General features: G+C 70.5%; 14 protein-coding genes and 1 pseudogene. 1 reads left to right on the top strand and 14 read right to left on the bottom strand.

Annotation, left to right across the window (positions count from 1 at the left end; all coding sequences use genetic code 11):
- Positions 1-137 precede the first annotated feature (137 nt).
- The gene (locus tag J3P38_RS15330; protein WP_210439830.1) at positions 138-1,403 is read right to left on the bottom strand and encodes a hydroxyacid-oxoacid transhydrogenase; all 1,266 of its coding nucleotides are present in this window, start codon (positions 1,401-1,403) and stop codon (positions 138-140) included.
- The gene (locus J3P38_RS15325) at positions 1,400-2,329 is read right to left on the bottom strand and encodes an NUDIX domain-containing protein (protein WP_210439829.1); all 930 of its coding nucleotides are present in this window, start codon (positions 2,327-2,329) and stop codon (positions 1,400-1,402) included. The genes J3P38_RS15330 and J3P38_RS15325 overlap by 4 nt, the downstream gene beginning before the upstream one ends.
- 30 nt (positions 2,330-2,359) lie before the next feature.
- On the opposite strand from J3P38_RS15325, the gene J3P38_RS15320 reads away from it, so the two are divergent.
- On the top strand, positions 2,360-3,382 hold the full coding sequence (locus J3P38_RS15320) for an acyltransferase family protein (RefSeq protein ID WP_210439828.1): 1,023 nt from the start codon (positions 2,360-2,362) through the stop codon (positions 3,380-3,382).
- Positions 3,383-3,389: 7 nt separating this feature from the next.
- On the opposite strand, the gene J3P38_RS15315 is transcribed toward J3P38_RS15320, so the two are convergent.
- The 12 genes and pseudogenes from J3P38_RS15315 to J3P38_RS15260 form a co-directional block, all read right to left on the bottom strand.
- On the bottom strand, positions 3,390-4,625 hold the full coding sequence (locus J3P38_RS15315) for a geranylgeranyl reductase family protein (protein WP_210504288.1): 1,236 nt from the start codon (positions 4,623-4,625) through the stop codon (positions 3,390-3,392).
- Between the two features lie 65 nt (positions 4,626-4,690).
- Complete coding sequence (locus tag J3P38_RS15310) at positions 4,691-8,536, bottom strand: DNA-directed RNA polymerase subunit beta' (RefSeq protein WP_210439826.1); 3,846 nt, start codon at positions 8,534-8,536, stop codon at positions 4,691-4,693.
- A gap of 86 nt (positions 8,537-8,622) precedes the next feature.
- A pseudogene (gene rpoB, locus J3P38_RS15305) lies at positions 8,623-12,174 on the bottom strand (DNA-directed RNA polymerase subunit beta); the annotation flags it as partial.
- A 272-nt stretch (positions 12,175-12,446) separates the two neighbouring features.
- On the bottom strand, positions 12,447-13,274 hold the full coding sequence (locus J3P38_RS15300; protein WP_210504287.1) for a J domain-containing protein: 828 nt from the start codon (positions 13,272-13,274) through the stop codon (positions 12,447-12,449).
- Complete coding sequence (locus tag J3P38_RS15295; protein ID WP_210504286.1) at positions 13,271-13,909, bottom strand: hypothetical protein; 639 nt, start codon at positions 13,907-13,909, stop codon at positions 13,271-13,273. Before J3P38_RS15295 ends, J3P38_RS15300 begins: the two co-directional genes overlap by 4 nt.
- Positions 13,873-15,162, bottom strand: coding sequence for an MCE family protein (locus tag J3P38_RS15290; protein WP_210504285.1), 1,290 nt, complete (start codon positions 15,160-15,162; stop codon positions 13,873-13,875). Before J3P38_RS15290 ends, J3P38_RS15295 begins: the two co-directional genes overlap by 37 nt.
- Positions 15,159-16,562, bottom strand: a complete 1,404-nt coding sequence (locus tag J3P38_RS15285) for an MCE family protein (RefSeq protein WP_210504284.1) — start codon at positions 16,560-16,562, stop codon at positions 15,159-15,161. The genes J3P38_RS15290 and J3P38_RS15285 overlap by 4 nt, the downstream gene beginning before the upstream one ends.
- Positions 16,559-17,704 carry an MCE family protein gene (locus J3P38_RS15280; protein ID WP_210504283.1) on the bottom strand — a complete coding sequence of 382 codons (1,146 nt, stop codon included), beginning with the start codon at positions 17,702-17,704 and terminating at the stop codon, positions 16,559-16,561. The genes J3P38_RS15285 and J3P38_RS15280 overlap by 4 nt, the downstream gene beginning before the upstream one ends.
- A gap of 3 nt (positions 17,705-17,707) precedes the next feature.
- A complete protein-coding gene (locus J3P38_RS15275) occupies positions 17,708-18,670 on the bottom strand; it encodes an MCE family protein (protein WP_210439819.1) in 963 nt (320 codons plus the stop codon).
- Between the two features lie 61 nt (positions 18,671-18,731).
- Positions 18,732-19,769, bottom strand: coding sequence for an MCE family protein (locus J3P38_RS15270; RefSeq protein WP_210439818.1), 1,038 nt, complete (start codon positions 19,767-19,769; stop codon positions 18,732-18,734).
- Positions 19,766-21,040 (bottom strand): MCE family protein, encoded by a 1,275-nt coding sequence (locus J3P38_RS15265; protein WP_210439817.1) that lies wholly within the window; start codon positions 21,038-21,040, stop codon positions 19,766-19,768. The genes J3P38_RS15270 and J3P38_RS15265 overlap by 4 nt, the downstream gene beginning before the upstream one ends.
- Positions 21,041-21,045: 5 nt before the next feature.
- Positions 21,046-21,870 (bottom strand): MlaE family ABC transporter permease, encoded by an 825-nt coding sequence (locus tag J3P38_RS15260; protein WP_210439816.1) that lies wholly within the window; start codon positions 21,868-21,870, stop codon positions 21,046-21,048.

The raw sequence follows: 21,870 nt of genomic DNA, 5'->3' as shown, positions 1-21,870 counted from the left end.
CGGGTGACCCAGGCTCCTGCGTTCGACGACTGCCCGCCGCAGGAGGTTGGCGCGCACGACCGAGCACGCACCAGCGAGTGCTGCACGGCCCGCCCCGCTGCCGCTGCCCGCTGCCCCGCCGCCCGGGGGGGCCCGGCTCACCAGTGCTCGAGCGAGGCGGCGAAGACCGTGGCCAGGTCGTCGGGAGTCACGTCGATCGGCGCGGTGGCGAGCAGGCGCTGCTGCTGGAGGGCGCCCTCGACCAGGTCGTCGACGTCGGCGGCGCCGTAGCCGATCTCGGCGAGCCCGCTCGGCAGGCCGACGTCGCGCATCAGCCCCCGCAGCACCTCGGGGAGCGGCTCGCCGCCGCCGCCGAGCAGCTCGGCCGCGCGCCGGTGCCGCTCGGGGGAGGCGTCGAAGGTGAGCTCGAACGCCGCCGGCGCGGTCATCACCACCGCCATCCCGTGCGGGACGATCGGCTCGTCGGGGGGATAGTCCGCGGGCCGGTAGTCGCGGACCCGGCCGGCGATCGGGTACGCACAGGCGTGCGGCACGTGCACACCCGCGTTGCCGAAGCCCAGGCCGGCGAACGTGGCGGCCAGGGCCATCTGCTCGCGTGCGTGCCGGTCCGAGCCGTCGTGCACCGCGCGACGGAAGGAGCCGGCGAGGAGGGCGAGCGACTTCTCCGCCCACATGTCCGCGATCGGATTCGCGCCGCAGTAGGGCACCCGCTGCTCGGGCTGCTTGGCGTCGAAGTCGGCGAACCAGCGCGCGGTCCAGCTCTCGAGCGCGTGGCAGAGGATGTCCATGCCCGCCGACGCGGTGACCATCGCGGGCTGGGTCATGGTCAGGTCGGGGTCGACCACGGCCAGCGTCGGACGCAGCCGAGCGTGCGAGATGCCGGTCTTGACCTTGAAAGCGAGCACGTCGAGGACGCAGATCGTCGTCGACTCGGCACCGGTGCCGGTCGTGGTCGGCACCGCGACCAGCGGCAGCAGCGCCTGCGTGGGGGCACAGCCGCCACCGACGGGTGGGTTGACGTAGTCCATGAGCTCGCCGTCGTTGGTCAGCAGCAGGTCGACGGCCTTGGCCGTGTCGATGGACGAGCCGCCCCCGACGGCGACCACCGCGTCGAACGGGCCGGCATCGCGCGCGAAGTCGATCGCCGCCGCGAGCGAGGCGTCCGTCGGCTCGACGCGGGCCTCGGCGAAGACGGTCACCTCGATCCCACGGGCCCGCACGGCCTCAGCGACGCGGGACGGGTGGCCGGTCGCGGCGACCCCGGGGTCCGTCACCAGCAGGACGCGCCGCGCCCCGCCGGTCGTGCCGCGGCACAGCTGCAGCACGTCGTGGCCGACCTCGCCGCTCGCGCCGCGGCCGAACTTGAGCCCGGGTGCGGCGTAGGTGAAGACGCTCTCGCTCATGCGGTCCCCCCGGGCCGGACGTGCGCCGGATGCTCCGCGGCCAGCGCGTGACGGACCAGGTCGAGCACGGGCACCCGGCCCGCGCCCACGTCGGTGACGTCGACCCAGGCGACGGCGTCGGTGGTGCCGTCCGCCTCCGCAACCGCCGGCTCGCCGTCCTCGACGGTGGCCCGGTAGAGCAGGTGCACGCCGTGGAAGTCCTCGATGCGCCCCGACGGCGCCGTGCCGGAGAAGTGCGTGTCGTGGACGCCGACCAGCTCCTGGACCTCGCAGCGCAGCCCGCACTCCTCCTGGACCTCGCGCGCGAGCGCGACCGACGGGTGCTCGCCGTGGTCGACCCCGCCGCCCGGCAGCGTCCACATGCCCGGGTGGGCTGCCCGCGCCGACAACCGCGTCAGGAGCACCTGCTGGACGTCGTCGCGCCGGCGGGTGACGACGGCGTACGCCGCCACCCGCTGCAGGCGGAACGGCTGGTGGTCGACGAGCGCCTCGGTGACCACCGCGGACACCGGGACGGCGCCCGACGTGACGTCGCCGAGGGGCTTCCACGCGGCCTCGATCGTCGACCCGTCGACCTCGACGACCCGCGGCTCCGGGGAGTCCGGCGCCACCCAGCCCTCGTAGACCAGCCGGATGGCGTGCGCGTCGACGAGCTGGCCGTCGCGCGGGGCGCGGGGCATGTGGGCGCTGTAGACGCGCGCACGGTCACCGACCGTGGCAGCGAGCCCGGTCTCCTCGCCCACCTCGCGGATGAGGGCGTCGCGCGGGTCCTCCCCGTGGTCGACCCCACCACCGGGCAGGGTCCACATCTCGCTGCGCGAGACCCGGGGAGCGAGCCGGCTCAGGAGGATGTCGACCTGCCCGCCGCGCACCCGCAGGATGACGGCGTACGCGGCCACCCGTTGGCGCCTCGGCAGGGATCCCATGCCTCCAACCTAGTGAAGTACGGTGACGCCGTGCCCCCCGCGTCCCGTGACCCGTGGCTCGACAACGTGAAGATCGTGCTGGTCACCCTCGTCGTCGTCGGGCACGCGATCGGCCTGGTCGAGGAGACGGCGGGCAGCCACTGGGTCTACGACTTCATCTACCTCTGGCACATCCCGGCGTTCGTCTTCGTCAGCGGGTACCTGTCGAAGTCGTTCGAGTGGGACCGGCGGCGGATGACGAACCTCGTCCAGACCCTCGCCGTGCCCTACCTGATCTTCGAGCCGACGCTGTTCTACTTCCGGCGCGAGGTCGCCGGCGAGGGGGTCGAGGGCCCGCTGTGGCTCGTCCCGCACTGGACGATGTGGTACCTCATCGTCCTGCTGATGTGGCGGCTCGTGACGCCGATCCTCAAGCGGCACTGGCTGTTCCTGCCGCTGTCGGTGATCGTGAGCCTGCTGGGCGGGCTGTGGAACGACGACACCCTGATGATCCCGCGCTTCCTCGGGCTGCTGCCGTTCTTCGTCCTGGGCCTGCACCTGAAGCCGCGGCACCTCAAGCACCTCGACGACGTGTGGGTGCGGGCGGCCGCCGTGCCGCTGCTGGCCGGGATCGGCGTGATGGCGGTCTACACCGACACCTGGGCCGAGACCGCGCTGCTCTGGTACGACACCGGCTACTCCGCGCTCCCCATCGACAACGAGATCGCCTTCCAGACCCGTCTGACGGTGATGATGGTGGGGCTCGTCGGCGCCTTCGCGGCGATGTCGCTGGTGCCCCGCCGGTCGCTCGGGTGGTTCACCACGATGGGCTCGGCGACCATGGTGGTCTACCTGTTCCACGGCTTCGTCATCAAGACGTTCCTGGCGGTCGGCTGGCCCGACTTCACCGCGGCGCACCCCACCCTCGGCCTGGTGCTGACGACGCTGGGCGCGGTGGCCCTCGCCCTGGTGCTCGCGTCGCGACCCGTCCGCACGGTGCTGACGCCGTTCACCAACCCCCTGGGCTGGCTGGGAGCCAGGCGGTCGGCACGCCGCACCCGCACCGCGGTCTGACGCCTGCTCAGGAAAAGGGCGGGCGCGCGTCCCGGGACATCGACCGGCGCCCTGCCCACCGCCAGACGCGCGCGGCGCGGTCGCGGTCCGCGTCGTCGACGAGGTTGCCCATCCAGCGCAGCGCAAGCGCCATCAGCCAGTCCGAGCGCATGCCGGCCGGTCCCAGGGCCGAGACGACCCTGGGCTGGGTGGCGATGCCGGCCAGCCGCCGAGCGATCGAGAAGGCCTCGCCGTAGTGCTCCACGAGGGTCGCGCGCCAGGCCTCCCCCAGCCCGGTGCCGGAAGCGAGGTGCTCGGCGACGAGCCGGCCGGTCTCCAGGCCGTAGTCGATGCCCTCGCCGTTGAGCGGGTTCACGCACGCGGCCGCGTCGCCGACCAGCGCCCAGTTGGGACCGGCGACGTTGCTCACCGCGCCGCCCATCGGCAGCAGTGCCGACGTCGGCATCCGCAGCTCGCCGGTGAGCCCGAAGTCCTTGCCGATGGCGTCGGCGTAGGTCTGCATCAGCGGCTTGATCGCCACCTCGGCGGGCCGCCTGCTCGTCGCGAGCGTGCCGGCGCCGAGGTTCACGCTCCCGTCGCCGAGCGGGAAGATCCAGCCGTAGCCCGACACCAGCTCGCCCGCCTCGTCACGCAGCTCGAGGTGGGAGCTGATCCACGGGTCGTCGGAGAGGTCGGAGTCGACGTAGGAGCGCCCCGCCACGGCGTACACCGTGTCGCGGTGCCACTCGCGCCCCAGCAGCTTGCCGAGCGGGGAGCGCACGCCGTCGGCGACGACCAGCCACCGGCAGGCCACCTCGAAGGTCCCCTCGGCGTCGCGGAGCTCGACGGCCGCGACGCGCTCACCGTCGCGGCGCACGCCGACCGCGCGGGCGCCGTCGAGCGCCCGGGCACCGCTCGTGACGGCCACCGTGCGCAGGTGGTCGTCGAGCTCGGTGCGCGCGACCGCGGAGCCCCAGTCGGGCAGCGACCCTCCCGGCCACGGCAGCAGGAGGGTCTGGCCGAAGCCGTGGGCGCGCAGCCCCTGGTTGACCGTGTGGCCCCGCAGCCACTCCTCAAGGCCCAGCTTCTGCATCTCGCCGATCGCGCGCGGCGTGAGCCCGTCGCCGCACGTCTTGTCGCGGGGGAACCGCGCGGCGTCGACGAGCAGGACGTCGAGGCCCGCACGCGCCGCCCAGGCCGCGGCCGCGGAGCCGGCGGGGCCGGCGCCCACGACGAGCACGTCGGCGGAGGTCGGGTTCGTCACCGGCGGAGTCTAAAGGCAGAGGCCCCGGCTCCTCGAAAGGAGCCGGGGCCTCAGGGTGACTGCGCTCAGTTCTGGTAGGACCCGAAGTCGAAGTCGTCCAGCGCGACCGCCTGCGACGACGGACCGAAGTCGTAGTCGTAGGAGTCGTAGCCGGTGACCGAGTAGGCCGCGGCGCGCGCCTCCTCCGTCGGCTCCACCCGGATGTTGCGGTAGCGCTCCAGGCCGGTGCCGGCGGGGATCAGCTTGCCGATGATCACGTTCTCCTTCAGGCCGCGGAGGCTGTCGGAGCGGCCGTTGATCGCGGCGTCGGTGAGCACCCGGGTGGTCTCCTGGAAGGAGGCCGCCGAGAGCCACGACTCGGTCGCGAGCGAGGCCTTCGTGATGCCCATGAGCACCGGGCGACCCGAGGCCGGCTTGCCGCCCTCGGAGACCACGCGACGGTTCTCCTCCTCGAACCGCACCCGGTCGACCAGATCGGACGGGAGCAGGTTGGTGTCGCCGGACTCGATGACCGTCACGCGGCGCAGCATCTGCCGCACGATGATCTCGATGTGCTTGTCGTGGATCGCCACGCCCTGCGAGCGGTAGACCTCCTGGACCTCGTTGACGAGGTGCTCCTGGGCCTTGCGGACACCGAGGATGCGCAGGACGTCCTGCGGGTCGGGCGTACCGGACGTGATGTGGTGACCCACGTCGATGTGGTCGCCGTCCTCGACGTTGAGGCGCGAGCGCTTCGACACCGGGATCTCCTGGACCTCCGAGCCGTCGTCGGGGGTGACCACGACGACGCGGGCCTTGTCGGTCTCCTCGATCTTCACGCGACCGGCGGACTCCGAGATCGGCGTACGACCCTTGGGCGAGCGGGCCTCGAAGAGCTCGACGACACGGGGCAGACCCTGCGTGATGTCGTCGGCCGAGGCCACACCACCGGTGTGGAAGGTACGCATGGTCAGCTGCGTGCCGGGCTCACCGATCGACTGGGCGGCGATGATGCCGACCGCCTCACCGATGTCGACCAGCTTGCCGGTGGCCAGCGAGCGGCCGTAGCACTTGGCGCAGGTGCCGGTGCGGGCGTCGCAGGTCAGGACCGAGCGGACCTTCACCTCGGTGACCCCTGCCGCGACGAGCTCGCCGATCTTCACGTCGCCGAGGTCCTCGCCGGCCGCGGCGAGCACCTCACCCGTCTCCGGGTGCACGACGTCGACGGCGGCGGAGCGGGCGTACGCCGAGGTCTCCACGTGCTCGTCGTCGATGCGCTTGGGCAGGCCGCGCTCGGTGCCGCAGTCGTCCTCACGGATGATGACGTCCTGCGACACGTCGACCAGGCGACGGGTCAGGTAGCCCGAGTCGGCGGTGCGCAGCGCGGTGTCGGCGAGACCCTTGCGGGCACCGTGGGTGGCGATGAAGTACTCGAGCACCGTCAGGCCCTCGCGGAAGTTGGCCTTGATCGGGCGCGGGATGATCTCGCCCTTCGGGTTGGCCACCAGACCGCGCATGGCCGCGACCTGCCGGATCTGGTTCATGTTTCCGGAGGCGCCCGAGTCGACCATCATGTAGATCGGGTTGGCCCGGTCGAAGTTGGCCTCCATCGCGCGGCCGACCTCGGCGGCGGCCTGGGTCCACAGCTCGATGAGCTCCTGACGACGCTCGTCGTCGGTCATCACACCGCGCTCGTAGTTCTTCTGGACCTTCTCGGCCTGCGCCTCGTAGCGGCTCAGGATCTCGGCCTTGCTGTCGGGCGTGGTGACGTCGTCGATCGAGACGGTCACACCCGAGCGCGTGGCCCAGTGGAAGCCGGCGTCCTTGAGGGCGTCGAGCGAGGCCGCGACCTGCACCTTGGTGTAGCGCTCGGCGAGGTCGTTGACGATCGCGCCCAGTCGCTTCTTGCCGACCTCCTCGTTCACGAAGGGGTAGTCGGCCGGCAGCGTGTCGTTGAAGTACACGCGGCCCAGCGTGGTGTCGAGCTGGATCGCGGTCCGGTCCTCCCAGTCGGCACCGAGCTCGAGGTCGAGCGGCGGGACGACGTCGGTGAGGCGGATGCGGATCTTGCTCTGCAGCGTGATCTCGCGGCGGTCGAAGGCCATGATCGCCTCGGCCGGGCTGGAGAAGACGCGACCCTCGCCGGGCTCGCCGTCACGGTCGGCGGTCAGCCAGAACAGGCCGATGATCATGTCCTGCGACGGCATGGTTACCGGACGGCCGTCCGACGGCTTGAGGATGTTGTTGGTCGAGAGCATCAGGATGCGGGCCTCGGCCTGCGCCTCCGCGGACAGCGGCAGGTGCACGGCCATCTGGTCACCGTCGAAGTCGGCGTTGAACGCGCCGCAGACGAGCGGGTGGATCTGGATGGCCTTGCCCTCGATCAGCTGCGGCTCGAAGGCCTGGATGCCGAGGCGGTGCAGGGTGGGCGCACGGTTGAGCAGCACGGGGTGCTCGGTGATGACCTCCTCGAGGACGTCCCACACGACCGGGCGGGCGCGCTCGACCATCCGCTTGGCGGACTTGATGTTCTGCGCGTGCGACAGGTCGACGAGGCGCTTCATCACGAACGGCTTGAACAGCTCGAGCGCCATCTGCTTCGGCAGACCGCACTGGTGCAGCTTGAGCTGCGGGCCCGACACGATGACCGAGCGGCCCGAGTAGTCCACGCGCTTGCCGAGCAGGTTCTGGCGGAAGCGGCCCTGCTTGCCCTTGAGCATGTCGGACAGCGACTTCAGCGGCCGGTTGCCCGGGCCGGTGACGGGACGACCACGACGGCCGTTGTCGAAGAGGCTGTCGACGGCCTCCTGCAGCATCCGCTTCTCGTTGTTGACGATGATCTCGGGAGCACCGAGGTCGAGCAGTCGCTTGAGGCGGTTGTTGCGGTTGATGACGCGGCGGTAGAGGTCGTTGAGGTCCGAGGTGGCGAAGCGGCCACCGTCGAGCTGGACCATCGGCCGCAGGTCCGGCGGGATCACCGGGACGGCGTCGAGCACCATGCCGATCGGCTGGTTGCCGGTCTTACGGAACGCGTCGACGACCTTGAGGCGCTTGAGGGCGCGGACCTTGCGCTGGCCCTTGCCGTTGGCGATCGTGTCGCGCAGCGCCTCGACCTCGGCCTCGATGTCGAAGTCCTGGAGGCGCTTCTGGATCGCCGTGGCGCCCATGTGGCCCTCGAAGTACTTGCCGAACCAGGTCTTCATCTCGCGGTAGAGCAGCTCGTCGCCGAGCAGGTCCTGGACCTTGAGGCCCTTGAAGGTGTCCCAGACCTCCTCGAGCCGCGCGATCTCACGGTTGGCGCGGTCGCGGAGCTGGTTCATCTCGCGGTCGGCACCGTCGCGCACCTTGCGCTTGGCGTCGGCCTTGGCGCCCTCGGCCTCGAGGGTCGCCAGGTCCTCCTCGAGCTTCTTCGCGCGGTCCTCCACGGAGGCGTCACGACGCTTCTCCAGGCGCTCGCGCTCGAGGCCCACCTTGTTCTCCAGCGACTCCATGTCGCGGTGGCGGGCGTCCTCGTCGACGGACGTGATCATGTAGGCGGCGAAGTAGATGACCTTCTCGAGGTCCTTCGGCGCCAGGTCGAGCAGGTACCCCAGGCGCGAGGGGACGCCCTTGAAGTACCAGATGTGGGTCACGGGAGCGGCGAGCTCGATGTGCCCCATGCGCTCGCGGCGGACCTTCGAGCGGGTCACCTCGACGCCGCAGCGCTCGCAGATGATGCCCTTGAAGCGCACGCGCTTGTACTTGCCGCAGTAGCACTCCCAGTCCCGGGTGGGACCGAAGATCTTCTCGCAGAAGAGGCCGTCACGCTCGGGCTTGAGCGTGCGGTAGTTGATGGTCTCCGGCTTCTTGACCTCGCCGTGGCTCCACGTGCGGATGTCGTCCGCGGTGGCCAGGCCGATCTGAAGCTGGTCGAAGAAGTTAACGTCGAGCACGATGGCTGCAGTCCTTCGTTAGTACGTGGGAGAAAAGCTGGGGACTGAGGTGCGGTACGCCGGCCGGGACCGGCGTACCGCCTCGCTCAGACTTCCTCGACGGAGCTGGGCTCGCGGCGGGACAGGTCGATGCCGAGCTCCTCGGCCGCCCGGAAGACGTCTTCCTCGGCGTCCTTCATCTCGATGGTGGAGCCGTCCTGCGACAGCACCTCCACGTTGAGGCAGAGCGACTGCATCTCCTTGACGAGCACCTTGAACGACTCGGGGATGCCGGAGTCGGGGATGTTCTCGCCCTTCACGATCGCCTCGTAGACCTTCACGCGGCCGGGCACGTCGTCGGACTTGATCGTCAGCAGCTCCTGGAGGGCGTAGGCGGCGCCGTAGGCCTCCATCGCCCAGACCTCCATCTCGCCGAACCGCTGGCCACCGAACTGGGCCTTGCCGCCCAGCGGCTGCTGCGTGATCATCGAGTAGGGGCCGGTCGAGCGAGCGTGGATCTTGTCGTCGACGAGGTGGTGCAGCTTGAGGATGTACATGTAGCCGACCGCCACCGGCTCCGGGAACGGCTCGCCCGAACGACCGTCGAAGAGGTTGGCCTTGCCGTCCTCCTTGACCATCCGCTCACCGTCGCGGTTGGGCAGCGTGGAGCCGAGCAGGCCGGTGATCTCGTCCTCGCGGGCACCGTCGAACACCGGGGTCGCGACCTTGGTGTCGGGGTCGGCCTTGTCGGCACCGATGGCGATGAGCCGCTTCTTCCAGTCGGCCTCGCCCTTCTCGCCGGAGAGGTTGAGGTCCCAGCCCTGCTTGGCCAGCCAGCCGAGGTGCAGCTCGAGGATCTGGCCGATGTTCATGCGACGCGGCACGCCCAGCGGGTTGAGCACGACGTCGACCGGCGTGCCGTCCTCCATGAACGGCATGTCCTCGATCGGCAGGATCTTGGCGATGACGCCCTTGTTGCCGTGGCGTCCGGCGAGCTTGTCGCCGACCGAGATCTTGCGCTTCTGCGCGACGTAGACGCGGACGAGCTGGTTGACGCCCGGGGGCAGGTCGTCGCCGTCCTCGCGGTCGAACACGCGGACGCCGATGACCGTGCCGGACTCGCCGTGCGGCACCTTCATCGAGGTGTCGCGCACCTCGCGCGCCTTCTCGCCGAAGATCGCGCGGAGCAGGCGCTCCTCGGGGGTCAGCTCGGTCTCGCCCTTGGGCGTGACCTTGCCGACGAGGATGTCACCGGTCGTGACCTCGGCGCCGATGCGGATGATGCCGCGCTCGTCGAGGTCGGCGAGACCCTCCTCGGAGACGTTCGGGATGTCCCGCGTGATCTCCTCGGGGCCGAGCTTGGTGTCGCGGGCGTCGACCTCGTGCTCCTCGATGTGGATCGAGGTGAGGATGTCCTCCTGCACCAGGCGCTGGCTGAGGATGATCGCGTCCTCGTAGTTGTGGCCCTGCCACGGCATGAAGGCGACGAGCAGGTTGGTGCCCAGCGCCATCTCGGCGTCGTCGGTGCAGGGGCCGTCGGCGATCGGCGTGCCGACCTCGAGGCGGTCACCGGCCTTCACCAGCGGGCGCTGGTTGATGCAGGTGCCCTGGTTGGAGCGACGGAACTTCGCCATGCGGTAGGTCTGGTAGGTGCCGTCGTCGTTCATCGTCTCGATGGCGTCGGCGGACACCTCCTTGACCACGCCGGCCGCGTCGGCGACCACGACGTCACCGGCGTCGACGGCGGCGCGGTACTCCATGCCGGTGCCGACGAGCGGGCTGTCGCTCGTGATCAGCGGCACGGCCTGGCGCTGCATGTTGGCACCCATGAGCGCGCGGTTGGCGTCGTCGTGCTCGAGGAAGGGGATCAGGGCCGTCGCGACCGACACCATCTGGCGCGGCGAGACGTCCATGTAGTCGACCTCCTCGGCCAGGATCGCGTCGACCTCGCCGTTCTTCTGGCGCACCAGCACGCGCTCCTCGACGAAGCGCATCTCGGCGTCCAGCGGCGCGTTGGCCTGGGCGATGACGTAGCGGTCCTCGTCGTCGGCGGTGAGGTAGTCGATCTGGTCGGTGACCACGCCGCCCACGACCTTGCGGTAGGGCGTCTCGACGAACCCGAAGGGGTTGATCCGGCCGTAGGAGGCGAGCGAGCCGATCAGGCCGATGTTCGGGCCCTCAGGGGTCTCGATCGGGCACATGCGGCCGTAGTGCGACGGGTGGACGTCGCGGACCTCCATGCCGGCGCGGTCGCGGGACAGACCACCGGGACCGAGGGCCGAGAGGCGACGCTTGTGTGTCAGGCCGGCGATCGGGTTGGTCTGGTCCATGAACTGCGAGAGCTGCGAGGTGCCGAAGAACTCCTTCAGCGCCGCGACCACGGGGCGGATGTTGATCAGGGACTGCGGCGTGATCGCCTCGACGTCCTGGGTCGTCATCCGCTCGCGGACCACGCGCTCCATGCGGGCCAGGCCGGTGCGGAGCTGGTTCTGGATGAGCTCGCCGACCGTGCGCATGCGGCGGTTGCCGAAGTGGTCGATGTCGTCGGCCTGGACCTTGACGGGGGCACCGTCAGGACCCTCGACGACGTTGCCCTCGGCGTCGACCAGGTCGGGCGCCTCGACCTGCACACCCGCGGCGTGCAGCTGCACGACGTAGCGGATGGCGGCCACGATGTCGTCGATGGTCAGCGTCTGCTGGTCGAACGCCTCGTGGAGGCCGAGCTTCTTGTTGATCTTGTAGCGGCCGACCTTCGCCAGGTCGTAGCGCTTGGGGTTGAAGTAATAGTTGTTGAGCAGCGTCTGCGCGGCCTCGGCCGTCGGCGGCTCGCCCGGACGGAGCTTGCGGTAGATGTCGAGCAGCGCGAGGCGGGTGACCTCGTCGTTGACCTGCTCGGCGGTCGGGGCCTCGCCCCGCGCCTTCTTCTGCAGGTCCTCGTAGACGGTCTCGTAGCGGACGCTGTCCTTCTCGAGCGTCAGCATCATGGACTCGTACTGACCGAACTCCTCGCGGATCTGGTCGGTGGTCCAGCCGAGCGCCTTGAGCAGGACGGTGACGTTCTGCTTGCGCTTGCGGTCCAGGCGCACGCCCACCAGGTCGCGCTTGTCGATCTCGAACTCCAGCCACGCGCCGCGGCTCGGGATGAGCTTGGCGGTGAAGACGTCCTTGTCGGAGGTCTTGTCGGGGGTCGACTCGAAGTAGACGCCCGGCGAGCGGACGAGCTGGGACACGACGACCCGCTCGGTGCCGTTGATGATGAAGGTGCCCTTGCGGGTCATCATCGGGAAGTCGCCCATGAAGACCGTCTGGCCCTTGATCTCGCCGGTCTCGTGGTTCATGAACTCCGCCGAGACGTAGAGCGGGCGGGAGTAGGTGAAGTCCTTCTCCTTGCACTCCTCCTCGGTGTACTTCTCGTCCAGGAAGACCGGGTTGTCGAAGGAGAGCATCATCGTCTCGGAGAAGTCCTCGATCGGGGAGATCTCCTCGAAGATCTCCTGCAGACCGGTCTTCTCGGAGACGTCCTCACCGGCAGCCCTGCGGGCGGCCACCGTCTCCTCCCAGCGCTCGTTGCCGACCAGCCAGTCGAAGCTGTCGGTCTGGAGCGAGATGAGGGCGGGAACCTCGAGAGGTTCGGTGATCTTTGCGAAAGAGGTGCGACGGTGGTTTCCAGCGGAGCTGCGCGCGGCCAAGAGGTTTCCTCACAAATGATCAAGTGATCTCGGCGCCGGCCGACCACCGCGACGACCGTCCGGAAGGCGTCGGGCATCTGAGGGCAGGCGCAAGGAGCCACGATAGCGCACTTGTGGACACGCTTCAAACGCGGGGTCGATTCCGGGAAGGACACTGCCACGCGTTGCCACGACTATGAACGCCGGGGCGCCCCGGGTCAAGCAGAACGCGCCGGTTCCCTCCCCCGGGCCACCCCCGCGGGCTAGCCCTGGACGGGCGAGGTGGCGAGGTCGTCGACGAGCCACTCGCCGTCGACGAGCTGCATCGACAGCGTGACCTGGTCCTTGTAGACGACCGGCTCGGCGTTGAGCTTGTTGGTCGTGGGCCGGTCCACGAAGACGAGCACCTGCACCCGCTCGGCGCTGGCGCGCACGATGCCGGACGCCACGACCGACGCCGTCACCCGCGTACGGGTCTGCGGCGCGTTCTCCTCCAGGACGGCGAAGAGCTTGTCGTACTCCTCGCGGTAGCTCCCGGTCATCAGGGCCTGGGCGGCGCGCTGGTCGGCCTCGAGGTGCTCGTAGTCGTAGGACAGGACCGGGACCACCGCGCGCTCAGCCGCGACCTGGGCCTCCCGGGCGGCGGAGTCGTCACCGCCGGCGTCGTCGCGGGTCCACATCCACGCGGTGGCGACCAGCAGGCCGGCGGCCAGGACGCCGAGCCCGACGAGCAGCCACGACGGCACGCCGCGGCTCGCGCCGGCGGGGCGGTCGGCCAGGGGGGCATCCGGCTGCTCCACGGATCCCGCCTGCACGTCGGGGGCGACCGCCCCGGGCGCTGCACGGCGCTCCTCGGCCGGCGCGGCTGGGGTCACCGCCGCGTCGTCCGGCCGCTCCGGCGGCAGCGAGGCGTCGTACGCCGCGCGCTCGACCGGGTCGAGCAGCACCTTCGCGGCCCGGTTGAGCGCGTCGAAGCGCCGGTCGCCGGGCTCGAGGTCGGCGATCTGGGTCCGCCAGGCGGCCCGCACCTCCTCGGCCGGGGCGTCGCGCGGCACGTCGAGCAGGTCGTACCAGGTCGGGGCGTCGCTCACGGCGCGCTCCCCTCGGTGGACCCGGCGCCGCCCTGCGGGGCCGTCGGCGAGCCCTCGTCCGGCGCGCTCACCGGGCTGAAGTCGTCGACCAGCCACTCGCCCCCGACCACGACGAGGTCGACGGTGAACCGGAACGGCAGCGGCTCCTGGTCGACCGTGCGCGCCTTCGCGCCGGCGCCCTGCCGGTAGCTGTCGGTGAACGCGCCGGCGACCAGCACCCGCGCGGAGTCGTCGTCGATCGAGGACACGGCGGTGGCGAAGACGTCGGTGGTGCGGGTGATGCCGCCCTGCGCGACGAGCTGCTCGGCGGTCGCCACCTCCTTGTCGAAGTCGGCGGCGAACTTCGGCGTGATCACCTCGCGCACCTGCTCGCGGTAGTCGGGCATCTGACCGGAGTCGTCGAGCATGTCGGGGCTGTAGGTGCCCAGACGCTTGACGAACTGGTCGGTCAGGCTCATCACCTGCTCCCGCTCCTCCGGCAGGTCGAGTCCCCCGTCGGCGGACGCGCGGCCGCCGAGGGCCGACCAGGCCAGCAGCGCGACGCACACGAGCACCACCAGCGCCAGCGCGGCGGCGATCGCGGAGCGGACCCGTGGGGTCAGTCGCGTGCCAGCAGGGGCTGGAGGTAGAGCCACTTCCACGTCTCCTCTCCCAGGCTGCGGGGCGCAACGCTACCGCCCCGCTCCAGGCGCCGGACCTCGGCGGGGTCCGAGGTGAGCGCGCCGGTCTCGGGGTCGTACGCGAAGTCGGCCGGCCCCCACCCGGGCGCGGCTCGCGGCGCCTGGATGTTCTGGGCGCCGCGCGCGTTGCTCTGCGAGGCCGGCTCGGTGCAGCGCGCGTCCTCGTTCATGCCCGTGTTCGTGCCGTCGAGCGGCGAACGGCGGTCCGTGCCCTCGTAGCCGCCGGTGCACACGTGCGGGTCCTGGGTCATCACCATCCCGAAGTGGGCGTCGTAGAGGCCGGTGCCGGGCGACCGGGACACGACCGTGAAGCCGCCCTCGACGACGTACGGGTAGATCACCAGCAGCTGCTCGATGCCGTCGAGGCGCTGAACCACCACCTCACCGGTGGTGACGAGGTTGTTGATCAGGTCGCCGAGCTCGACCTCGTTGGCCTCGAGGAAGACCCGCAGCTCGTCGGCGCCCAGGGAGCCGTCCTCGATGAGCCGACGCAGGTCCCCGTCGTGGTCGGCGACCGTCGTGGAGAACGCCGAGAGGTCGCGGGCGAAGCGGCGGAAGGCGCCCTCAGAGTCGACCTGGCCGTCGAGGACGGTGTTGCTGTCGCGGATCAGGTCGACGGTCACGTCGAAGTTCTGCTCGGCGGCGGTGATGAACTCGCTGCTGCTGTCGAGGATCGTCTGGAGGTCCTCGCCCGCGCCGCTGAAGGCCTGGCCGAACTCGGAGGTGACGGTGCGGAGGTCGTCCTGGTCCACGCTGCGCACCGTCTCGTCGAGGTGGGTCAGCAAGGTGTCGGTCTGGATCGGCGTGGTGGTCCGGTCGCGGGCGATCTCCGAGCCGTCCGCGAGGTAGGGGCCCCGGTCGCTCTGCGGCTGGAGCTCGACGTACTGCTCGCCCACGGCCGAGCGGTTGCCGACCAGGGCGTGCGCGTCGGCCGGGATGTCGTCGTGCTCGTCGTCGATGTCGAGCACCAGGTCGACGCCGTCGTCGGTGAGGACGAGCTCGCGCACCTCGCCCACGCGCACGCCGCGGTAGGAGACCTCGGCCCCGGCGAACGCGCCACCGGAGTCGGCGAAGTGCGCCACGACGGTGTAGCCCTGGTCGAGGACCAGTCGGTCGAGCCGGGCGTAGCGGGCGCCGACGAAGCTGACCCCGACCAGCGTGATGATGGCGAAGACGAGCAGCTGCACCTTGGTCCGTCGGGTGATCATCGCTGCACCATCCCGGGGACGAGCAGGCTGACCAGCGCCGGGTCGTAGGTCTCCATCAGCTCACCCATCGTCGGGCCCCGCCCGTGCCGTGGCTTCTCGTCGGTCGCGGCACGGGGCAGACCGGTCGGCAGGAGCGTGGGCAGCAGGGTCGTCGGGACGGGCAGGCTCGGCACCTCCGGAAGGCCCGGGATCATGTTGAGCTCGCGGCACACGTCCTTGTCCCGGTTCTCGGACTTGCGGCACTCCTCCCGCAGCTGGACGAGCTTCTCCACGTTGGCCAGCACCTTCCGGCACGCCTCGCTCGTGAGCGAGCCGCTGCGGAGGCAGGCGATGACGTCGGTGACGATCACGGTCGGGTCGATGACCGTCGGCAGGTTGGTGGGCAACGACGGCGTGCTGCTCACGCCACCGGCGATGTCGAGGTCGAGGGTGATCGACAGGTTGGTGTAGTCGCCCATGTGCAGGTTGCGGGCGACCTGCGGGTCGCGGCCCACCACCTCGTCGACGAACGGGTAGGTGAGGAAGACGTGGAAGGCGTTGACGAAGTCGTCCCCGGAGGCCGCCAGCTGGGTGAGCACCGGGTCGAGCCGGCGGAGCGAGGTGATCGTCGCGCCCTTCGAGCGGGCGATGACGTCGACGGCGACCGCGGAGAGCCGGTCGAGCGCCCCCAGCATCTCGACGAGGTCGTCGCGCTGGCGGTCGATGGAGTCGAGCGCGCTCGGCAGCTCGTCGAGCGCCCTGTCGATGGTGGGCAGCTGCTTCTCGGCCGCGAGGGCGAGCCGGTTGAGCGACTCGATCGCGTCGACGATGTCGGCCTTGTTCTCGTCGAGCTGGCCGGTGAACGTCCGCAGGTTGCGCAGCACCGACCGCGCCGAGTCCTCACGCCCCTCGAGCGCGAGGTTGAGCTCCTGGGTGATGCTCTTGAGCTGGGCCACGCCGCCGCCGTTGAGGAGCAGGCTGAGCGCGCCGAGGACCTCCTCGACCTCGGGGTTGCGACCGGCTCGCTCGATGGGGATCAGCTCGCCGTCCTCCAGCGGGTCGGCGACCGCGCCCTCCTCGGGCGCCCTGAGCTCGACGAACTTCTCGCCGAGGAGGCTGGTCTGGCGCAGCTCGGCGACGGCGTTGCCCGGCAGGTCGACGTCGCGGCGGATCTCGAGCGTGACGAGCGCCTGGTAGCCCTGGAGGTCGACGGCGGTCACCTTGCCGACGCTGACGTCGTTGACCTTGACGGTCGACTGCGGCACGAGGTCGAGCACGTCGGCGAACTCGACCTTGATCGTCATCGGGTCCTCGCCGACGTCGGGACCACCCGGCAGCGGCAGCGAGTACACGCTGGCGTCGCACGCGGAGAGCACGAGCGCGGCGAGCATGCCGAGCACGAGGGCCTGGAGCCGCCTCACCGCTCCACCTCCACGAGCCCGCCGAGGGTCGGGTCGAAGACCTCGCGCGCCGGGAGCACCGGCGTGTCGTCCAGGGCCCCCGGCCGCGGGCGGGCGACCAGCTCGGTGATCCGGTCGCAGAGCCGGCCGCTGCGCTCCACCTGCCCGACGAAGCCGCAGAGGAAGGCGGCCGGGTCGATCTCGAGCTGGGTGATGGACTGGCCGAAGTTGGCGCGCGTGTCGAGCGTGCCGGCCTGTGGGTTGTAGGCCATCGCGAGGTTGTTGAGCGCACCCGGGGCGACGTGCAGGATCTCGTCGAGGGCCGCGCGCTGGCGCACGAGCACCTTCGCCACGCGGTTGAGGCCGCTGATGTTGCGACTGAGGGAGCCCTTGTTCTCCTCGACGAACTCCTTCACCGCGGTGAGTGCCACCGACAGGTTCCGGGTGGCCGCGACGAGCTCCTCCCGCTCCCCCTCCAGCATGGTGGAGACGTCGGCGAGCGACTGGTTGAACCCCCGGACGGTCTGGTCGTTCTCGGCCAGCGTGTGCATGAACCCCTCCAGCGCCTCGACCGAGCCGAACAGCTCCTTCTTGTTGCCGGCCAGCGTGGCGCTGAGGCGCGAGTAGTCCGCGATGGTCTGTCGGAACGTCGCGCCCTGGCCGCCGAAGTTGTCGGCCGTGACGGCGAGGAGGTCGGACAGCGCGCCGGTCCTGTTGGCACCGCGTGGGCCGAGCGCCACGTTGAGGCGGTCGAGGCTTTCGTAGATCTGGTCGAGCTCCAGCGGCTGCGACGTCCGCTCGACGCCCAGCTCGGCGCCGTCGGCGAGCACGTCGCCGGTGCCGGAGTACGCGGGGGTCAGCTGCACGTAGCGGTCGCCGACCACCGAGGGGGCGATGATCACCGCCTTGGCGTCGGCCGGCAGCCGCACCTCGGCGTCGTACGTCATCGTCACGGTCACGTCCGTGCCGGTGGGCTCGACGCGCGTCACGGTGCCGACGGGCACGCCGAGGACGCGCACGTCGCTGCCCTCGTAGACCGAGATGGCGCGCGGGAAGTGCGCCACCACGGTCTTCGCGGTGTCGCCGCCGAGCACGCTGACGGCCGCCGCGACGACGAAGGCCAGCACGACGAGGGGGACGAGGATGCGCTTCACGAGGTCCATGGGTCAGCCCACCTGCGGGACGGGAGGGAAGTTGGAGATCCAGGTGTCGAACCAGGGACCCGTGCCGAGGGTGTTGGCGAAGACGCGGTAGAACGGCGCCATCAGCCGCAGGCTGCTGTCGATGTTGTCCTCGTTCTTGTGCAGCACCGCGAGCACGTTCTCGAGGTGGGCCAACGCCGGCTTGAGGTCGTCGCGCGACTGCTCGATCAGCCGCGTGAGCTCGCGGGAGAGCCGCGTGGTCGACACGAGCAGGTCGTGCACCGCCTCGCGGCGGGCGACGAGCGCACGGAACAGCACGTCGCTGTCCTCCATCAGCGCGATGATGTCGCGGTCGCGCTCGTCGAGGACGGTCGAGACCCGCTCGAGGTTCACCAGGAGCGTGTTGAGCTGCTCGTCCTTGGCGGCGATGTTCGCGGACAGCCGGCTCAGGCCGCTGAGGGCGCCGCGGAACTCGTCGGGGGTGTTGCGGGTGAGGTCGGCGAGGGTGGTCAGCGACTCGGCCAGCTGGTCGGTGTCGATCTGCTCGGACGTGGCGGCCAGGCCCTCGAACGCCTCGACCACGTCGAACGGCGAGGTGGTGCGCTCGGCCGGGATGGTGGCTCCCTCGTCGAGCTGGCCGCTGCCGGCCGGCTCGAGCGCGAGGAACATCGCACCCAGGATCGTCTTCACCTTGATCGCCGCCCGCGTGTCGGTGCCGAAGTCGGCGCCGTCGTCGACCTTGAAGCTGACCCGCACCTCGTCGCCCGCGAGCTCGACCTCGTCCACCTTGCCGACGCGGACACCGGCGATGCGCACCTCGTCGTCGACCTTCAGGCCGCCCGCCTCGGTGAACATCGCGTGGTAGGTGTCCCCGCCCCCGATGATCGGCAGGTCGTCGGCGCGCAGCGCGGCGACCATCACCGTCGCCAGGACGACGAGGCTGACGGCGCCGACGACGACGGGGTTGCGCTCCCTGAAGGGCTTCATGTCGGGGTCCCCTCGACGTTGTTCGGAGCAGCGCAGCGGGGGAGAACGGCGCGGGGTGACGTCATCCGAGATCACACCTGTCGGAGCCGGTCTGGTACTTGACCGGGATCGAGACGTTGCCCGGCAGGTTGACCCGGCCCTGGAACTCGCAGAGGTAGAAGTTGAAGAACGACCCGTAGATCGCGGTGCGGCCGATCTTGTTCAGCTTGATGGGCAGCACCTGCAGGGCACGGTCCAGCTCGGCCTTGTTCCTGTCGACGTTGCCCGCCACGGCTCGCAGCTCGCGGATGTCCTTCACGAAGGGCTCGCGGATGCCGTCGATCAGCGAGGCGGTCTCCACCGACAGCGCGGAGACCTCCTCCAGGGAGCCCAGGATCGCGTGACGGTCCTTCTTCAGCCCACCGACCAGGGTGCGGAACGACCGGATCAGGCGGGTCAGCTGCTTGTCACGGTCGGCGACGTGGTCGAGCACGAGCGACAGGTTGTCGATCAGCTCGCCGATGACCTCGTCGCGGTCGGCCAGCGTCGAGGTGACCGACGCGGTGTGCGCCAGCAGTCCCTCGAGGGTGCCGCCCTCGCCCTGGAAGACCTGGATGAGCTCGTAGGACAGCTGGTTGACGTCCTCGGGGGACAGCGCCTGGAACAGCGGCTTGAAGCCGTTGAAGAGCACCGTCAGGTCGAGGGCGGGCTTCGTGCGGGAGACGGGGATGGTCGAGCCCGCAGGCAGGCGGGCGGTGTCGCCGACCTCCTGGGTGAGGGAGATGTAGCGCTGCCCGACGAGGTTGCGGTAGCGGATGGCCGCGTTGGTCCCGCCGTTGACGGGCGTGCCCTTGTCCACGGAGAACGTCACGAGCGCCCGGGTGCGGTCGACGATCTCGACGTCCTCGACCGTGCCGACGCGGACACCCGCGACGCGGATGTCGTCACCCTTCGTGACGCCGGTGGCGTCGGTGAACTCGGCGCTGTACTCGCGCGACGAGCCGAACCCGAGGTTGCCGATGGTCACGACGAGCACCGTCGTGGCGAGGGAGGTCACCACGACGAAGACCAGCAGCTTGACCAGGTCGAGGGACGTCTTCTTGTCCAGCACCGCGCTCATCGCAGCGACACCTCCGCGCCGCGCGCCATCGGCCCGACCAGGAGGACGCCCAGGTCGGGCACGTCGTCGGCGCTCACGCCGAGCCCCGGCGCGAGCAGCGCCTTGAGCAGCGCGGCCTCGTCGCGGCCGCCGGCGAAGCCGGCGGCGGTCCCCGACCAGCCGGGGCCGACCCGGCTCGTGCCCTTGCCGGTGGGCTCGTCGATGCCGTCGACGAAGTCGGGCTGGTGGGTCACCGGGTTGCTCTGCGACCACGGCGGGGACGGGAGCCGGCCGCAGTAGTAGCCGCGCTTGTCGCCGTAGACGGGCGCGTCCTGGGGCCCGTAGCCGCGGGGCTGGTTGGGGAGGGTCTCGAGCACGATGTGGAGGGTGAACCCGCGGAACGCCTCCGCCTGGAGCTTGCCGGCCCCGACGATGCCGCCCAGCAGGCACGGGTAGCCGGGCGCGTAGCGGGCGAACACGTCGAGCTGGGCGGCGGCCAGGTCGCCGAGGCGGACCAGGTTGTCGCCGTTGGTCCGGGTGAACCGCTCCGCGACGGACGCGAACTGCGAGACGTCGTTGAAGAGCGCCTGGAGCTTGTCCTCCCGGTCCTCGAGCGTGGAGGTGGTGGTGATGGTGTTGCGCAGGATGGTCGCGACCTCGGGCAGCACGTCGGCGTACGTGTCGGACACCTCGGCGGTCAGCCGCAGGTCCTCGACGAGGGCCGGGAGCTCGGGGTTGAACCGGGTCAGGTAGCGGTCGAGGGTCTCGATCGTCTCGCCCAGCTGCTCGCCGCGGCCCTCCAGCGCGGTCGCGACCGCGTTCAGGGTGGTGTTGAGGTCGGCAGGCTGGACGGCGCGCAGCAGGGGGTAGAGGTCGCTGAGGACCTGCTCGACCTCGATCGAGAGGTCGGTGCGCTCGATGACGTCGCCGTCGGCGATCGGCTGGGCGGAGGAGCCGCCGTCGGGCACGACGAGGGAGACGAACTTCTCGCCGAAGAGCGTCTTGGGCAGGATCGAGGCGGTGACGTCGCGCGGGATGTCGGTGGTGCGGTCCTGGTAGAGGCCGAGCGTGATGTCGGCGCCCTCGGTCGTGGGCTCGTAGTCGAGCACCTCGCCCACGATCACGCCCTTGATCTTCACGTCGGCCCGGTGCGGCAGCTGCAGGCCGATCCTCGACGCCTTGACCGTGACCTCGTCGTAGTCGCTGAACTTCTTCGTGAACACGGCGTAGGTCGCCCACACCGCGGCGAGCATCAGGACGAGGAAGACGACGCCCAGGGACTTGGTCCTCATGCCGCTCACCCCGCCAGCCGGACGGTCGTGGAGGCGCCCCAGATCGCCATGGACAGCAGCAGGTCCAGCACGTTGATCGCGACGATGCTGGTGCGCACGGCGCGACCCACGGCGACGCCGACCCCGGCGGGACCGCCGGAGGCGTTGTAGCCGTGGTAGCAGTGGATGAGGATCACCGTGACGGCGAAGACGAGGACCTTGCCGAAGGACCAGAGCACGTCACCCGGTGGCAGGAACGCGTTGAAGTAGTGGTCGTAGGTGCCGGCGGACTGGCCGTAGACCTGGGTCACGACCAACCGGCTGGCGAAGTACGACGACAGCAGGCCCACGACGTAGAGCGGGATGATGGCGATCAGGCCGCCGACCACGCGGGTGGCGACGAGGAACGGCATCGACGGGATGGCCATCACCTCGAGGGCGTCGACCTCCTCCGAGATCCGCATCGCGCCGAGCTGGGCGGTGAACCCGCAGCCGACGGTCGCGGCCAGCGCGATGCCGGCCACGAGCGGCGCGATCTCGCGCGTGTTGAAGTACGCCGAGACGAAGCCGGAGAAGGCCGCGGTGCCGAGCTGGTTCAGCGCGGCGTAGCCCGAGAGCCCGACCTGGGCGCCGGTGAAGAAGGTCATGCCGATGATCACGCCGACGGTGCCGCCGATGACGGCGAGCGCGCCCGAGCCGAGGGTCACCTCGGCGAGGATGCGCATGATCTCGCGCGGGTAGCGGGTGACGGAGCGGGGCACGGCCCGCAGCACCTTGAGGTGGAACGCCAGCTGGCCCCCGAGGTCGTCGAGGGAGGCGAGCGGCTTGGCGTAGACGTCGCGGAGGGCCAT

Source organism: Nocardioides xinjiangensis, assembly GCF_017916455.1.
Lineage (GTDB): Bacteria > Actinomycetota > Actinomycetes > Propionibacteriales > Nocardioidaceae > Nocardioides > Nocardioides xinjiangensis.
Note: the sequence above shows the minus strand (reverse complement) of the source record. Positions and strands in the feature narration are given on the sequence as shown.

What these genes read in the sequence shown, in the direction of transcription:
- J3P38_RS15260 (WP_210439816.1), bottom strand. Translation starts at nt 21,870, where the DNA reads ATGGCCCTCCGCGACGTCTACGCCAAGCCGCTCGCCTCCCTCGACGAC.
- J3P38_RS15270 (WP_210439818.1), bottom strand. Translation starts at nt 19,769, where the DNA reads ATGAGCGCGGTGCTGGACAAGAAGACGTCCCTCGACCTGGTCAAGCTG.
- J3P38_RS15265 (WP_210439817.1), bottom strand. Translation starts at nt 21,040, where the DNA reads ATGAGGACCAAGTCCCTGGGCGTCGTCTTCCTCGTCCTGATGCTCGCC.
- J3P38_RS15330 (WP_210439830.1), bottom strand. Translation starts at nt 1,403, where the DNA reads ATGAGCGAGAGCGTCTTCACCTACGCCGCACCCGGGCTCAAGTTCGGC.
- J3P38_RS15325 (WP_210439829.1), bottom strand. Translation starts at nt 2,329, where the DNA reads ATGGGATCCCTGCCGAGGCGCCAACGGGTGGCCGCGTACGCCGTCATC.
- J3P38_RS15275 (WP_210439819.1), bottom strand. Translation starts at nt 18,670, where the DNA reads ATGAAGCCCTTCAGGGAGCGCAACCCCGTCGTCGTCGGCGCCGTCAGC.
- J3P38_RS15290 (WP_210504285.1), bottom strand. Translation starts at nt 15,162, where the DNA reads ATGATCACCCGACGGACCAAGGTGCAGCTGCTCGTCTTCGCCATCATC.
- J3P38_RS15280 (WP_210504283.1), bottom strand. Translation starts at nt 17,704, where the DNA reads ATGGACCTCGTGAAGCGCATCCTCGTCCCCCTCGTCGTGCTGGCCTTC.